The sequence below is a fragment of the Candidatus Clostridium helianthi genome (assembly GCF_045310795.1).
GTDB classification, from domain to species: domain Bacteria; phylum Bacillota; class Clostridia; order Clostridiales; family Clostridiaceae; genus Clostridium; species Clostridium helianthi.
The window spans coordinates 223474-239046 of record NZ_JBJIAB010000004.1; the positions used below are offsets into that span (position 1 = coordinate 223474).

Annotated in this window: 18 protein-coding genes and 1 tRNA gene; 15 read left to right on the forward strand and 4 right to left on the reverse strand. The window is 29.5% G+C overall.

What is annotated here, in order from left to right; translation table 11 throughout:
- Positions 1 to 14 precede the first annotated feature (14 nt).
- Together ACJDTP_RS05290 and ACJDTP_RS05295 are read right to left on the reverse strand one after the other, a co-directional pair.
- On the reverse strand, positions 15 to 512 hold the full coding sequence (locus tag ACJDTP_RS05290) for an NfeD family protein (RefSeq protein ID WP_406760678.1): 498 nt from the start codon (positions 510 to 512) through the stop codon (positions 15 to 17).
- A gap of 149 nt (positions 513 to 661) precedes the next feature.
- On the reverse strand, positions 662 to 1513 hold the full coding sequence (locus tag ACJDTP_RS05295; protein WP_103699200.1) for a sensor histidine kinase: 852 nt from the start codon (positions 1511 to 1513) through the stop codon (positions 662 to 664).
- Positions 1514 to 2065: 552 nt separating this feature from the next.
- On the opposite strand from ACJDTP_RS05295, the gene ACJDTP_RS05300 reads away from it, so the two are divergent.
- The gene (locus ACJDTP_RS05300) at positions 2066 to 3304 is read left to right on the forward strand and encodes a GNAT family N-acetyltransferase (RefSeq protein WP_406760679.1); all 1239 of its coding nucleotides are present in this window, start codon (positions 2066 to 2068) and stop codon (positions 3302 to 3304) included.
- A gap of 231 nt (positions 3305 to 3535) precedes the next feature.
- Here ACJDTP_RS05300 and ACJDTP_RS05305 read toward each other — a convergent pair whose 3' ends face one another.
- Positions 3536 to 4492 carry a DMT family transporter gene (locus ACJDTP_RS05305; RefSeq protein WP_406760696.1) on the reverse strand — a complete coding sequence of 319 codons (957 nt, stop codon included), beginning with the start codon at positions 4490 to 4492 and terminating at the stop codon, positions 3536 to 3538.
- An 855-nt stretch (positions 4493 to 5347) separates the two neighbouring features.
- Positions 5348 to 5434: transfer RNA gene (locus ACJDTP_RS05310), tRNA-Leu, on the reverse strand.
- A gap of 371 nt (positions 5435 to 5805) precedes the next feature.
- On the opposite strand from ACJDTP_RS05310, the gene ACJDTP_RS05315 reads away from it, so the two are divergent.
- The 14 genes from ACJDTP_RS05315 (at position 5806) to ACJDTP_RS05380 (ending at position 15555) form a co-directional block, all read left to right on the forward strand.
- On the forward strand, positions 5806 to 6498 hold the full coding sequence (locus tag ACJDTP_RS05315; RefSeq protein ID WP_011968823.1) for an iron-sulfur cluster assembly scaffold protein: 693 nt from the start codon (positions 5806 to 5808) through the stop codon (positions 6496 to 6498).
- Between the two features lie 25 nt (positions 6499 to 6523).
- Positions 6524 to 7525, forward strand: a complete 1002-nt coding sequence (locus ACJDTP_RS05320; RefSeq protein WP_011968824.1) for a GGGtGRT protein — start codon at positions 6524 to 6526, stop codon at positions 7523 to 7525.
- 427 nt (positions 7526 to 7952) lie between these two features.
- Positions 7953 to 9047, forward strand: coding sequence for a GGDEF domain-containing protein (locus ACJDTP_RS05325; protein WP_179436927.1), 1095 nt, complete (start codon positions 7953 to 7955; stop codon positions 9045 to 9047).
- A 634-nt stretch (positions 9048 to 9681) separates the two neighbouring features.
- Positions 9682 to 10014, forward strand: coding sequence for a TfoX/Sxy family protein (locus ACJDTP_RS05330; RefSeq protein WP_406760680.1), 333 nt, complete (start codon positions 9682 to 9684; stop codon positions 10012 to 10014).
- Between the two features lie 14 nt (positions 10015 to 10028).
- A complete protein-coding gene (locus ACJDTP_RS05335; RefSeq protein WP_406760681.1) occupies positions 10029 to 10445 on the forward strand; it encodes a hypothetical protein in 417 nt (138 codons plus the stop codon).
- A complete protein-coding gene (locus ACJDTP_RS05340) occupies positions 10445 to 10819 on the forward strand; it encodes a nuclear transport factor 2 family protein (RefSeq protein WP_173707388.1) in 375 nt (124 codons plus the stop codon). Before ACJDTP_RS05335 ends, ACJDTP_RS05340 begins: the two co-directional genes overlap by 1 nt.
- A gap of 233 nt (positions 10820 to 11052) precedes the next feature.
- Positions 11053 to 11583 (forward strand): PadR family transcriptional regulator, encoded by a 531-nt coding sequence (locus ACJDTP_RS05345; protein WP_023976375.1) that lies wholly within the window; start codon positions 11053 to 11055, stop codon positions 11581 to 11583.
- Positions 11584 to 11606: 23 nt separating this feature from the next.
- Positions 11607 to 11909 carry a glycosyltransferase gene (locus tag ACJDTP_RS05350; RefSeq protein WP_406760682.1) on the forward strand — a complete coding sequence of 101 codons (303 nt, stop codon included), beginning with the start codon at positions 11607 to 11609 and terminating at the stop codon, positions 11907 to 11909.
- A gap of 24 nt (positions 11910 to 11933) precedes the next feature.
- Complete coding sequence (locus ACJDTP_RS05355; protein ID WP_065416297.1) at positions 11934 to 12254, forward strand: carboxymuconolactone decarboxylase family protein; 321 nt, start codon at positions 11934 to 11936, stop codon at positions 12252 to 12254.
- Positions 12255 to 13063: 809 nt separating this feature from the next.
- Positions 13064 to 13267 (forward strand): hypothetical protein, encoded by a 204-nt coding sequence (locus tag ACJDTP_RS05360; RefSeq protein WP_238948385.1) that lies wholly within the window; start codon positions 13064 to 13066, stop codon positions 13265 to 13267.
- A 253-nt stretch (positions 13268 to 13520) separates the two neighbouring features.
- Positions 13521 to 13730 (forward strand): hypothetical protein, encoded by a 210-nt coding sequence (locus ACJDTP_RS05365; RefSeq protein ID WP_041895634.1) that lies wholly within the window; start codon positions 13521 to 13523, stop codon positions 13728 to 13730.
- 55 nt (positions 13731 to 13785) lie between these two features.
- Complete coding sequence (locus ACJDTP_RS05370; RefSeq protein WP_023976371.1) at positions 13786 to 14148, forward strand: spore coat protein; 363 nt, start codon at positions 13786 to 13788, stop codon at positions 14146 to 14148.
- A 19-nt stretch (positions 14149 to 14167) separates the two neighbouring features.
- Positions 14168 to 15304 carry a zinc-dependent alcohol dehydrogenase gene (locus ACJDTP_RS05375; protein ID WP_041895636.1) on the forward strand — a complete coding sequence of 379 codons (1137 nt, stop codon included), beginning with the start codon at positions 14168 to 14170 and terminating at the stop codon, positions 15302 to 15304.
- 32 nt (positions 15305 to 15336) lie between these two features.
- Positions 15337 to 15555 (forward strand): spore coat protein, encoded by a 219-nt coding sequence (locus ACJDTP_RS05380; protein WP_041895638.1) that lies wholly within the window; start codon positions 15337 to 15339, stop codon positions 15553 to 15555.
- Positions 15556 to 15573 lie beyond the last annotated feature (18 nt).

The window sequence follows — 15573 nt, forward strand, 5'->3', positions numbered from 1 at the left end:
CTTTAAATATAAATTTATATTTTAACTTTTTTTACTAGTAATTTAACTCCGCTAACTTTAAATATTTCTACATTAGTCCCTTTATTAATGTATTCTCCTTCAGAAATTACATCAAATTTAACTCCGTCTATATCTACAGAACCAGTTGGCCTTAGATCAGTAACAGCTACTCCAGATTTTCCTAACAAATAATCTAAATCTGAGGAACTGATATATCCGTGTTCTTTCTTTTGTTCATCAGGAAGAATTAATGGTTTAAAGAGTTTTCCTTTTGTGAAAAAGGTTAGAACAACACCTAACATTATTCCAAGAATTGCTAAAATTCCTAATGCCATAACTAAGGCTTGTGCAAAATTCTCTGCAGTTAATACCACTGCAAGTATTAAACATATAGCTCCGGCGATTCCTGGCAACCCAAAGCCTGGAATATGCATCTCTAAAAGCACTAATCCGAACCCTACTATTAGAAGTAAAACTGTAAGAACTGTTATATCCGGTAAAAATGCACTCATACTTTTTGTACCTCCCTCCTTGGTATATTAATATAATAAGCCACATATTGAAGTTTAGTAACATAAAACTTCTAAGTTATACATTTTTTAAGTTCAAATGTCATTTATAAGAGTGCTGGCATTTTTGAATATTAATTTATCAGATTTTATTATTCTTTTTTGGGTAGAATAACTTCAAAAGATGTTCGTTTATCATTTGATGTAACTTCAATCGTACCAGAAAAACATTCAACAATTTCTTTAACTATAGCGAGGCCCATACCATCACCTTTTTCATTTTTTGTTGAGAATCCTTCTTTAAATATGTTGCCTATAATTTCAGGAGGTATGCAATCTCCATTATTGGATATATTGAGTCGTATATTTCTTAGATCTTCTGATAATTCAACAAGCATATATCTATTGCTTGGTTTGTGCTTTAAAGCAAATATAGCATTATCTATAATATTGCCAATAATTCTGCAAAAATCCCATGGTTCCATATTAAGATTATTTAAGTTGCTTTTTATTTCAAGCTCCATATCTATATTGTTTTTTTCGGCCACTTGTAATTTTGCCTGAAACAATGCGTTAACTGCTGGCTTTGAAGTCTTTAAAGCTTTGCTAATTCTCACTATATCTTTATAGACAGGTTCTATATAGTTTCTTGCTTCCTGAAATTCTTCAAGTTCCATTAATGAGTAAATCACCTGAATGTGATTCAAGTAGTCGTGACGTTGAGATCTTAATGTTTTATTAAAGTCCTCAAGGTATCTTATAGTATCTATTAAATTATTACTGCCTTTCTTAAATAAAAAATTATAAAATATTATTCCTGTAATAATACTATTAATACCTATGCTTATAGCTACGACATAAATGATAAAATTTCCTTCAATCATATGTGGATTTTGACTTTTGTAGTAAATAAATAGAGTTATAAAGATTATTTGTATTAAGTTTAAAAATATAGATGCTAGTACAATCTTAGAGATGTTGTAGGGCTGCTTTTTTATTATCATACTTTACCTCCTTGCAAATAAATGACAAATATATTTTACCATGTTTCTCTTAATATTAACCTTGAATCATCTTAATTTATTCTTAATCAGTGATATCAAAAATAAGAGCTGTTTATATAGATGCAGAAAAGATTGTGGAAGATTTTGGGGTATCATATATGCTACAATTGAATTTTTACATTTGAGTCTTAACGTAGCTCACATAACTTAAATTTTAAATGTGAATTTATTGTTGCAGCATATATATGGAATATATTAATTTTATTTACCCAATATAATCAATAAGTATGTCTGATGTTGTTGAATGTACAAGGAAAGAGTGGGTTAGTTTTTATGCAAATAGTGAAAAAAGGAGTTTGTATACTTAAAACAAAGAGGGATAAATTGTAAGGTTTAGCATGTATAGCACAAAGATTTATAGTATAATATAAGATAATAATGAAGGATAATTAATTATATGGTCTTGTAAAATTATGCTGATAAATATTTAGGTTATTAACAATATAAAATGAATTATATTTAATACGTTTTTGATGAATATGGGGAGGATTTATGAAAGATAAAGAAATGTTTATTGAGGAATACGGCGATTTTAAAATGCGAAAATTAACTGAAGATGATTTAGAACAGTTTAATGGGCTTTTACGTTATGCATTTCAGATAACAATGGAAGATCTTTTGCATACTGGTTGGACAGAAGAGCAAATTATGCATGCTAAAATGCCGATTCTTAAAAATGCCTATGTTCTTGGTTGGTTTTATCATGGGAAATTAGCGTCAATGATTGTGGTATATTCCATGAAAGTAAATATCCATGATAATATTTGCAAAATGGGTGGGGTTACTGGAGTCGCTACCTATCCTGAATACACTGGAAAAGGGTTAATTCATTCTTTGATTAAGCGAGCTATTATTCATATGAATGAAGAAGGTCAAGTTATTTCTTGTTTATATCCATATTCGATCCCTCTTTATAGAAAGCATGGTTGGGAAATCATTTCTGATAAAATAACTTTTACAATCAAAGATTCGCAGCTTCCTAAAAAAAGAGTAGTAGAAGGAATGATGGAACGTGTAGATTTAGAATGTGAAGATCTTTTAAATGTACATGATTATTTTTCAATGCAGAGACATGGTGCAATGATTAGAGATGAGCTTGCGTGGGATGAATATTGGCGTTGGGATAGTGATGATATTATTGCGGCTATTTACTACAGTAAGAATCATAAGCCCCTTGGTTATTTAATCTATTATATTAGAAATGATATATTTTATATTAAAGAAATGGTTTATTTAAATACTGAAGCACATCATGGAATTTGGAATTATATAAGTGCTCATTATTCTATGGTTAATGAAGTGAAGGGAAATAATTTTTCGGGAGAACCAATGGCTTTTTTATTTGAAGATAGCGAAATAGTTGAAACTATTAAACCATACTTTATGGCAAGGATTATAAATGTAAGAGAATTTATAATAAAATACCCATTCTTAGTAAAATCACAAAAACTTAATATAAGCTTCAAAATAAATGATCCTATTGCTCAATGGAATAATGGCATTTTTAATATCTATTGGGATGATGAAGAAACAGTCTGTGAGAAGAGTGATGATATGTATGCTGCTAATTTAGTGGAAATGGATATTCAGACATTAACAACTATGCTTATGGGATATAAGCGTCCTACATTCCTATATGAGTGTGGAAGAATAAAAACAGAATATTATATGCTCAAAATTTTAGAACAGTTAATACCAGTAGAGAAGCCTTATTTTTCAGATTATTTCTAAATTTAAAGAATATAAATATATAGATGCTTATATATAATTTCCTTACAGTGGAATTCTAAACTGCATAACAAAATCCCAAACTCCAAAGTCGTTTGTGATTTTGTTATAATTGATTAAGAAAGTATAACTTATAAGAATAAATAATAGTCTTGAAATATGATTTGTTTCAAGACTATTTCTAAATTAATTATAAATGATTATAATTGAGAAAATAATTTAACTGTTAAATACTTATACAGCTTTTGAATTACTCGAACTATCATCTTTTACTTTTACTGTTTGGCCAATTAAAAATATACATATCCCTATTAAGATAATTAGGGATCCGATAATTTGATTATAAGATATTGATTCTCCAAGTATTAAGAATGCTAATGTGCACGTTCCAACAGGCTCACCTAATATACTCATAGAAATAGTTGAAGCACTTAACCACTTAATTAGCCAATTTAAAACTGTTTGACCAAGTATTGTTGAAATTAATGCTAAGCAGAAGAACCATAACCAATCAGAGTTTGCATAGCCAATTAGAGGATATTTTAATATGACAGAGTATGCTAATAAAAATATACTACTACTTAAATAACAAATGAAAACATAAGCAACTAGAGATAAATTTTTTCTTACACTTTGTCCAATAAGGAAATATGCTGTAATAACTCCAGCTGCTAGTAAAGCAAGTATATCTCCTATCAAGGCTATCCCACCAATTTTGAAATCGCCAAATCCTATTATACAGCTTCCAAATATAGATAAAAAACCGCCAAATAGTGATAGTTTCTTTAATCTCTCACCAAAGAAAAAATAGCTTCCTATAAAAGCAAATAGTGGCTGCATGGTTACAAGAACTGTTGAACTTGCAACTGAAGTAAAACGCAAGGATTCAAACCAAAGTATATAATGTATTGCTAGAAAAATTCCGGATGAAAATACTGCCGCTAATTGTTTGAGTTTTAATTTTTTTATTTCTAGTATGTATTTTTTGTTAAATAATATTACAGGTAATATCATTAAAGTTGAAAAAACTAGTCTATATGTAGCAATGATTGGAGCAGGAGCAGTTGATAGTTTTACAAATATAGCAGATGTAGAAATAGCTAAAACTCCAAAAAATAAAAAAAAGTAATGTATAATTTTATGTGAATTCTTCAAAAAGATTACGTCCTTTCTAAATAAGATCAATGAAATAGTTAAACTTGCAACTATCATATAATATGTTTGTTGAAAGTTCAACTATTATTAGGTTCGTTATTTATAGTCTAAAAATATTTGTAGATATAGATCATTTATAATTAGTGATTACGTTTCTGATTGTTTCAAATTCTAAAGAATGAATATTCTTCACAATATTTATTCTTTAGAATATTACCATATTAGAATATATATTCTTCAGAATATGCTTGTTAAATGCGGGCTGAAAGGATTCTAGCATGAAAATAGCATTGGTTTTATCGTTATTTTAGAGAACAAATTATGTATCTATAATAGAAGAAGATAAGATTTCGCTTATCTAGTAGCATACAGATGATGCTTTATATTTTTCTATTTGAAAAAGTGGGAGAGTTACTGGGGAGGTATCTGATAAATTTTTAGAGTGATTGTAAACATTAAAGATGATTTGGTATTGTGAGTTCATAGTTATGAAATTGCTAGGTAAAGAGCTGGAACTAGAGTATTAAAAGGTAGACAAGGAATTACAGCTGAAGCTATAGAAAGAAGATATTATGAGTAATTAGAGAATTTGAAAGAGATATTTGATATTTGTAATGAAATAAATATATATATAATACAAATAAATTTAAGTATGTACTTATATATGTGATGGAATAATTAAATTGAAAAGAGATATAATTCCCGAGTGGAGTAGAAATATTTTAAAATAATGTTAAAGGTTATTCAAATGCAACGGCCTCTTTTGATAAAGCATACGGGGAATGTATCTAGATTTGCGTAAAACAAATCTAGATACATTCAACAAGTGCATAAAAAAAGCTGTACTACAAGGTATTTAAACCAAGTAATACAGCAATCCACCAAAATAAATGGTGCCGCTGGCCGGATTCGAACCGGCACGATATCACTACCAGAGGATTTTGAGTCCACCACGTCTGCCAATTCCATCACAGCGGCATGTAAACTGACAAAAATTATTCTACCATGTCTTAAAGAATATTTCAATAGGTATTTTTAATTTATTTTTATTTTTGGAAAATTAATTTATAATATCCATTTAAGAATACATAATGAAAGCATTAGACAAAATTTTATCTAATTAAAGTTAATATAAGATTTTTATTCATTTGTAGTTCGGATTTTCAAATAAAAGTAGATAAATGTGCATAAATTTTTAAATAAAGGTTGTGGGGAATCAAATCATTTGCTAGAATAGGAATAGGGAAAAGTGCCCCACTGGGTTATTTTATGCCCAACTACAATTTTAAACTTAGAAATAAGATTTAATAATTTGTAATTATCTATTAATTAGGGAGGAGCAAAAATATATGATGTATTCAAAAGAAGTTGAAGAAATGTGTGTACTTGCTAAAGGTCCTAATCACGGATCAGCGCCAATTCCTGTAGAAGGAAGATGGGTTCAATCTAAAGAAGTAACTGATATATCAGGATTAACTCACGGAATAGGTTGGTGTGCACCACAACAAGGAGCTTGTAAATTAACATTAAACGTTAAGGATGGTATAATCCAAGAAGCGTTAGTTGAAACAATTGGATGTTCAGGAATGACTCATTCAGCTGCTATGGCTTCAGAAATATTACCAGGAAAGACTATATTAGAAGCATTAAACACAGACTTAGTTTGTGACGCTATAAACACAGCTATGAGAGAATTATTCTTACAAATCGTTTATGGAAGAACTCAAACTGCATTCTCAGAAGGTGGACTACCTATCGGAGCAGGACTTGAAGATTTAGGAAAAGGTTTAAGATCTCAAGTTGGTACTATGTACGGAACTTTAGCTAAAGGACCAAGATACTTAGAAATGGCTGAAGGTTATGTTACTGAAGTTGCTGTAGACGAAGATAAAGAAATCATCGGATATAAGTTTGTTAACTTAGGAAAAATGATGGAAAGCATTGCTAAAGGTATGGATGCTAACGAAGCATTAGAAAAAGCTAAAGGTCAATACGGAAGAGTTGCTGACGCTGCTGAATTATTAGACCCAAGACATAAATAATTATTTGTAAAGGAGGATTTTTAAAATGGCATTATTTGAAAGTTATGAAAGAAGAATTAACCAAATCACTCCAGTATTAGAAAAATACGGAATGAAAACTATGGAAGATGCTAAAGCAGTTTGTGCTGAAGTTGGAGTAGATCCATATACAATCGTTAAGGAAACTCAACCAATCGCATTCGAAAACGCTGGATGGGCATACGTTTTAGGTGCTGCTATAGCAATAAAGAAGGGTTGCACTAAGGCTGCTGATGCTGCTGAAGCAATCGGAGAAGGATTACAAGCATTCTGTATCCCAGGTTCTGTTGCAGATGATAGAAAAGTTGGTTTAGGACACGGAAACTTAGGAGCTATGCTTTTAAGAGAAGAAACTAAATGTTTCGCATTCTTAGCAGGACACGAAAGCTTCGCTGCTGCTGAAGGTGCTATTAAAATAGCTGAAAAAGCTAACAGGGTAAGAAAAGAACCATTAAGAGTTATCTTAAACGGTCTTGGAAAAGATGCTGCATTCATCATTTCAAGAATCAATGGTTTCACATATGTTCAAACTCAATTTGACTACTACACTGGAGAAGTTAAAGTAGTTAAAGAAAAAGCATACTCAAACGGAGAAAGAGCAAAAGTAAGATGTTACGGTGCTGACGACGTTAGAGAAGGTGTTGCAATCATGCATAAAGAAGGAGTTGACGTATCAATCACTGGTAACTCAACTAACCCTACAAGATTCCAACATCCAGTTGCAGGAACATACAAGAAAGAATGTATCGAACAAGGTAAGAAATACTTCTCAGTAGCATCAGGTGGTGGTACAGGAAGAACTCTTCACCCAGATAACATGGCTGCAGGTCCAGCTTCTTATGGTATGACTGATACTATGGGAAGAATGCACTCAGATGCACAATTCGCAGGATCTTCATCAGTTCCAGCTCACGTTGAAATGATGGGATTAATCGGAGCAGGTAACAACCCAATGGTTGGTATGACTGTTGCTGTAGCTGTTGCTGTTCAAGAAGCATTAGCTAAATAGTCTGAAAATCAAGGTTTTACTGAGTTAGGTAGACTGTTTTAAATACACACATCTAATAGATTTTAATATCTATGGATGTGTGTATTTTTTTATACATAAAAAGTTACTCCTGTCTATAGATGTGTGGAGATGTATTAGAATGAGGAAAATAAACATGAAAACTAAAGGTTGTGTCACAGCAAAATAAAGTCGTGTCAAAACTTCTAAAGTCATGTCGCGAAAAATAAAGTTGCTTTGAAAATTAATGAAAGACTATGCGAAGAAGATAGGAGCAGACCCTATTTAAATGCATAGTATTTTTGTGTTTGAAGAAAAATAAATTATTTGTCATAAAAGGTAGTTAGTGGTATAATTGTAATAATAAATTTTAAATAATAATTATTATTTGTATATATTTAAATTAATAAATAGAATAGAGGTGTGAACAATGAGTAATTTTTTTATTAATATACTTCTTTTGATATCAGCAATATCTTTAGGAGGACATTTATCGAAGGATACACCCCTTGAATGCAGTTCTAAAATTTTTGCAAAGGTTTTGCTTGGCTTAGGTGGGGGAATTCTTGCGATAGGAATGATGATGTACACAATAAATATTGAAAGTACAAAAACTTTGGTGGATTTAAGAGTTGTAGCATTAATGTTAATATATTATATTGGTGGATTTCTGCCTTCATTAATTACAGGAGTGAGTATAGTTTTATTTAGGATTATATATTTTGGAATCAATCAATCATCAATAGTTGCAGGCTATCAAATATTAATATTACTATTATCATATTCCATAGCTGGTAAGTTGAAGTTAAACATGGTTAAAAAGTGGGTGACAATATACTTACTTAGTATATTTTCGATAATTAGCACATATTATTACTTGTTGTTTAATTTTGGTGATGTATTTAAGATACTCTTGGCGTATTTGATTATGTCGGCAATTGCAGCCATATTAGCTTATTATTTATTAAAATATGTTAAATCGTCAAATGAATTGTATAGGAGATATAAAAATGAGGCTACTAAAGATTTTTTGACTGGATTAAATAATACAAGACAATTTGATTTGATATTTAATAAAAGTGTTGCGAATGTAAAAGAAAAGGATGAAAAATTATCTTGTTTAATGATTGATATAGATCATTTTAAGTATGTTAATGATACATACGGTCATGCAGTTGGTGATATAGTACTAAGAGATTTGGCTGTTATTTTAAAAAATACTTGTAGAGTATTCGATGCAGTGTCAAGAGTTGGAGGAGAAGAATTTTGTATCTTATTAATTGACTGTTCTAAAGAGCGGGCGATGGATATAGGAAAAAGGATATGTGATGAAGTAAAGAAGCATGAATTTGAAATTGGTGACGGTAGAAAGATAGGAATTACTGTTTCTGTAGGTGTATCTGCTTACCCGGAATTAACTGATAACATTGAAACATTATTAAGACAAGCAGATGACTCTTTATATAAAGCAAAGCAAACTGGAAGAGATAAAGTATGTTCAGTTGATATATGTGATGAAATTTAAATAAAAAAGTTATATATTTAAAATAATACACGACACACATCATATTTTTTGATAGGCAATTTATTGAATATGATGTGTGCTATTTTTACGTCCATTTCTAATGGTGATTTTATGAAAAAGCTAAAAATGAATTACAAGAATGATAAAACTTTTATTGATAGCTTAGAAATGCTTGTTTTCAATTATAGATTAAGAAATTTGCGTGTGTATTGTAGATAATATTTAGATTTGAAATATGCAATGGTAATGAGGTTAAGAAGACATTTATTCTTAGTGAGTGAAAATTTATTTAAACTTTTGTTAGAAACAACTTAGTAAAAATTTATAAACTTTCATATATTTAAAGATTTATAGGAAACATTGTTTAAATGAAAATATGTTTATATGTTCCTAGGTAAATTTATTCATATAAATATATTTACCTAGAAACATAGATACAAAGAAAAATATATACATATATAAATATTTATAGGAAACATGCGGATTAGAGGTGAAATCTCAAAAAGATTTTTAAACAATAACTATCTTTTGAATTACTATTTATGCTAAAATTATACATAAAAGGTATATTTATAAATGGCAGCGATATAAGCAATAGAGATGTTATAAAGTGAGCTTAGCGGGAGGAAAGAAAATGGCTTCGAATATAGAATTTGTAGAATATGTATGCGAACAGATAAGTGGTGCAGGAAGCATAACGTATAGAAAAATGTTTGGAGATTACGGAATCTACTGTAATCAAAAAATAATAGGACTAATATGTGATAATCAATTCTTTTTAAAGATAACAAAAGGAGGCAGAGATTTATTACGTGAAGTTACAGAGGCCCCTGCTTATGAGGGAGCAAAACCTTCTTTTTTAATTGAATCTTTAGATGATAGAGACTATTTAACTGAAGTTGTATCAGCAACCTATGAAGAATTGCCAATGCAAAAAGTTAAAAAGAAAATAAAAGGGAAAAAATAATAGGGGTGAGGAGTTTGAAAAAGGCGAGAGTAGCAGAAATAACAGCAGAATTCAATTCTAATATAAAATCTGTTTGGAATATAGTAACAAATAATAATGATTATAGTTGGCGTAGTGGTATTAAAAAAATTGAAATTTATAATAATGGTAAAGAATTTATTGAATACACTCATAACGGGAGTGCTACAAAGTTTATTATATCTAAGAAGGATGAATATAGTGAGTATGCTTTTAATATGGAAAATAAAATGTTTACTGGGTTTTGGAAAGGTAGTTTTTCAGAAACAGAAAATGGTGGAACTAAAATAGTATTTAAAGAAAATGTCTTTATTAAAAATCCTATTATTAGGATTCTTTCATATTTTTTTATGGACTTAAGGAAAATACAAAATACTTATATTTCAGATTTAAGAAAGAAGCTGGGTGAGTAATGAATATTAGAGAACAAATAATTAAGAAATATTTTAAATCGTGGTTAGAGAATAATTGTTCAGTATTAAAAGATATTTTTGATTTAAATGTAACTTATAGCGAATGTTATGGTCCTGAATATCATGGAATAGATACAGTTACAACATGGTTTAAAGAATGGAATAAACGTGGAAAAGTATTGGTTTGGGATATAAAGCAGTTTATTCATCAGGGAAATATAACAGTAGTTGAGTGGTATTTTAAATGTAGCTATGATGGAGAAATTGAAGAATTTGATGGAGTATCGCTTATTGAATTCAATGATAATAATTATATCGTAAGCTTAAAAGAATTCCAATCTAAAATTCCACATTATTATCCTTATAGTAATTAAATTATGGTTTATATTGATAAGTTACATATAAGGAGAAGCTATGAAAAGTTCTGAAGGGCAGCTTAAAAATAGAGTTGTATGCAACTATAGAGTAGATGAGTGAATATATTAATTTAAATAAAGATTAATTACTAGAATTATTGAAATTAAGTTACGTCATCTGAATTATTTTTTATAAGTTGTTGACACATTCTTCCTAAAATGCTATTCTAACCCTAGAATAGGTGGGTGAGATGAATATGACACAAATTGAGGTGATACTTTTATCACTTTTATATGATAAAGATTATTATGGATACGAATTTGAAACTGTAATAGAACAAAGAAATATGAGAGGGTGGACGGATATTGGATTTTCATCAATCTATAATTCTTTGAATAAACTTGAAAAGAAAGGCTATATTGGTTCCAGATATGAAAAAGAATATGGTTCGCCTAAGAGAAAAGTATATTTCATAAAAGAAGAAACTAAAGTGATTATTAGGAAGCAGATTATAAAAATGATAAGCGAATATAAGAATGATCCTAGTGAATTTGATATAGGCTTATTATTTTCTTATTTAGTGACCAAGGAAGAATTTAAAAAAGCTTTAATTAACCATAAAGAAAATCTGAAAGATAGAAAAGAATTCTTAAATAAAAGATATGATCAGCATCCTACGGCAAAGGAGAGGCCACATATAAAAGCATTGTTTGAAAGACCAATAGCATTTATAGATACTGAGATTTCTTGGATTGAAAACTTTATTAATGAAAATTTTTAGGCAAAGCTCATTATAATGGAGGGGTGTTATATGGTGGGCAAGGAACAGTACAAACTGCTATTGCAAGTGGTACTCCTATTGTTGGATTTTCAATGCAGCCAGAACAGCAGATAAATCTTGATAATGTAGTAATGAAAGGTGCTGGAATACGAATACCAATTAACAGATGGAATGCACCAAAAATACAATTGGCTATAAGAAATATAATTAAAGACACCTCATATAAAGAAAATATAAATACATTAAAAAAATTGTTGGAATCCTCAGATGGTAAGAAAAATTCAGCACTTGCTATATGGGATTATATAATTAATAAGTTAAATTAACAAAAATGATTGGAGGATAAGAGAATGAGTGATATGTCATCAGTTAGTAATGCGTTTAAAACTTTTATGAAAGAGGCACCTGAGTATCAGGAGATATGGATGGAGACAGTTCAAAAATTAGATTCAGTAAGTAAACTTGATTCGAAAACAGAGGAACTTGCATATATTGCAGTTTTAGCTTCTTCAAGACTTGAAGGTGGTCTGCCTTTTCATGTTAAACATGCAAAATCTCTTGGAGCAACAAGGGAAGAAATAATAAGTGCTGTTCTAATAGGATTGCCAGCTGTAGGTAATATAGTAATTCAATCATTACCAATAGCAATTAATGCGTATGATGGTGAATAAATAGGGAGAGTTTATTTTAGTTTTAAGTATTATTTTTATAGAATAAAATAATATTATATTAAAATAATAATATTTATAAAATATTACAGACAAATAGATAATTTTTTAACGAATATTTTATATAAATTTAGATTAATAATGATTTTAAACGACATAAAATTACAGATATATTGATGTATTTTGTTATAAAACATCAATATATATATGAAAATGTATTACGAAAATACGTGAAATTATGTTGGAATATGGTAGAATATAAGTGGGTATAAAAACAGGGTATAAAAAATATGGTTTGTGAGAGATGGTAATCACCAAAAAAGGCTGAGTAGTTAATACTTAAGCCTTTTTTTGATATTGAATTATATGATTGTCAAATATTTAACTTACTATATGAATGTAGAGTGACTTTGATATAAAAAGTTACAAAATTTGCTATGAGCTTAAAGTGTTAAACAATTTAATTAGGGCTATTAGTTTTATATGAATTAAATATATTAATAAATAATAAAAAGGATAACTTGTTTAAGGGAACCAAGTTATCCTGAATACTGATTTGTTGTATATTTATTTAATAGGAGAACAATTAATATAAATTGTTTATAATATTATGATAAAGGATAATTGTGGCAATATTATGTCAATTAAAAAAAGATTTTTATTAAAATTATTAGAAGATTAAGTGCTAGCATACTTAGTTTAAATAAAAGGAAAATAGTGAGTAAATTGAATAATTCAACAAAATGTGCTATAATATATCTATGTTATGTATAGAGAATAATTACTATGTAGATGAGGAGTGCGGGTATTTTATGAATATAAACAATGAACTTAAGAAAGTTATAAATGATAAATTGAAGAGAAATTCTGAGGTTGAATTTATCGCAGGATTAAAAGATATAACTTTATCTGATATTGATTATATTGAGAAGTTATCTGCAGTTAAAAATTTAAAATCAAAATTAAATTATCAAATTGTGGATAATACGTATATAAAAATTGATTGCTCGTTGTAAAAGATATAGAGTTAAGTATTTTAATCAATTTTATATAAAGAATTATATTTTATAATAAAGGGACTTAAATAACATAAGAGAATGATTTTACCCCTATAGGATAGAAAATTAAATTTTATCCTATAGGGGTATTTAGCGTTAGTAGCTTTATCTGTTTTCTCATTGATTGTATCTATTTTGTTTAGTTAATTGTATAACTAAAAGCTGCGTGTGGAAGAATACATTTATTAGAAGGAAGTTAGGAGGTGAATTTATGGAAAAGCAACATCTGGCACCAAATGAGACAATGCAAGTTCATGAAATGCTAAACTTCAAAACTATATGTATGACTACATCAAAAATGATGGAAGGTGTAGTTTTTGATCAAGATCTAAAGGCATTATTAGAGAAGGATGTACAACAATCTATAACAGCAATAAGTAACTTACAAAATTTATTGAAAAAAGCTCCTAAAATAAGATGAGAATTTTATATATAAATTGTTTGTAAGAATGCTAGAAAACAAAGGAGGGAAAATTATGATTAATGATTATTTAGAAATAAGAAATGCAGAGGGGATGCCTAAACTTGTGGATGCAAATATGTCTCTAGGTTTTTTGTTAAATGCCAAAAGTGGTGTAAGAAATTGTGCAATTGCATTGACTGAGGCGACAACTCCAGAAGTTAGAACTGTTTTAAAGAATCAGTTAAATGACGCAATTCTTATGCATGAACAAATATCAAATCTTATGGTAGAAAAAGGTTGGTTTCATCCTACAAATTTAGAAAAGCAATTTCAAATGGATATTGAATCATCTACAACAATATCTCAAATTGCTAGTTTGGATTTATTTCCTGGAGATACAAGTAGAAGTGGTATGTTTGCAACACTAGAAAAATAAAAAAGGAGGTAATTGTTTAATGAAGGCTGTAACATTTCAAGGAATAAAGAATGTAAAAGTTAAAGAAGTCAAAGATCCTAAAATTCAAAAGGCTGACGATATTATAGTTAAGCTTACAAGTACAGCAATATGTGGTTCTGATTTGCACTTAATTCATGATATGGTTCCAAACTTACCACAAGATTATATCATAGGGCATGAACCAATGGGGATTGTTGAAGAGGTAGGACCAGAAGTTACGAAATTGAAAAAAGGTGATAGAGTAATAGTGCCTTTTAACGTAAGTTGCGGAGAGTGTTTTTATTGTAAACATGATTTGACATGTATGTGTGATAATTCAAATCCTAATGGGGAAAATGGAGGATTTTTTGGGTATTCAGATACATTTGGAGGATATCCAGGAGGCCAGGCAGAGTATATGAGAGTGCCTTATGCTAATTTTACTCCTTTCAAAATTCCAGAAGATTGTGAAGTAGAGGATGAAAAATTATTATTGATGTCAGATGCAATGGGAACTGCTTATTGGAGCGTAGAAAATGCTGGGGTTAAGAAAGGTAATACTGTTATTGTGTTAGGTTGTGGACCTGTAGGACTATTAGCACAAAAGTTCTGCTGGATGCACGGTGCAGAGAGAGTAATAGCTGTTGACTATATCGATTATAGGTTAGAGCATGCAAGGAGACATAATAAAGTTGAAACTGTTAATTTTGAACAACATGAGAATACAGGGGAATATCTAAGAGAAATCACTCATGGTGGAGCAGATGTAGTAATAGACTGTGTTGGAATGGATGGAAAAATGACACCAATGGAGTTTTTAGGATCAGGTTTAAAACTTCAAAGTGGATCATTAGGTGGATTTGTTATAGCTACTCAGGCAGTGAGAAAAGGTGGAATGATTCAAGTTACCGGAGTTTATGGAGGAAGATATAACGCATTTCCTTTTGGAGATATAATGAATCGTAATATTAATATAAGAACAGGTCAAGCTCCAGTTATTCCATATATGCCAACACTTTATAAATTACTTGTTGAAGGAAAAGTAGATCCAAGTGATATTATTACTCACAGATTGCCCCTTGATCAAGCGCCATATGGATATGAAGTATTTGATACAAAAACTGACGGATGTATTAAAGTTGTTCTAAAGCCATAGGAAAAGTTTATTTATTAAGGAGGGTAAAAAATATGAATGATCAAAGTATTGCACCAAATGAAACTATGCAGTTGCATGAAATACTAACATTCAAAAATACATGTTTAACTAAAGCTCTTACTATGTCACCATTAGTTTCGGATGAAGAATTAAAATCAATATTGCAACAAGAGGTATCTGTATCAGAAAAACATATTGAAGAGTTGAGAAGTCTTATGGAGAAATCTAATATTGCATCTTCAGAAGAATAAATATTTAATTTTAGAAAG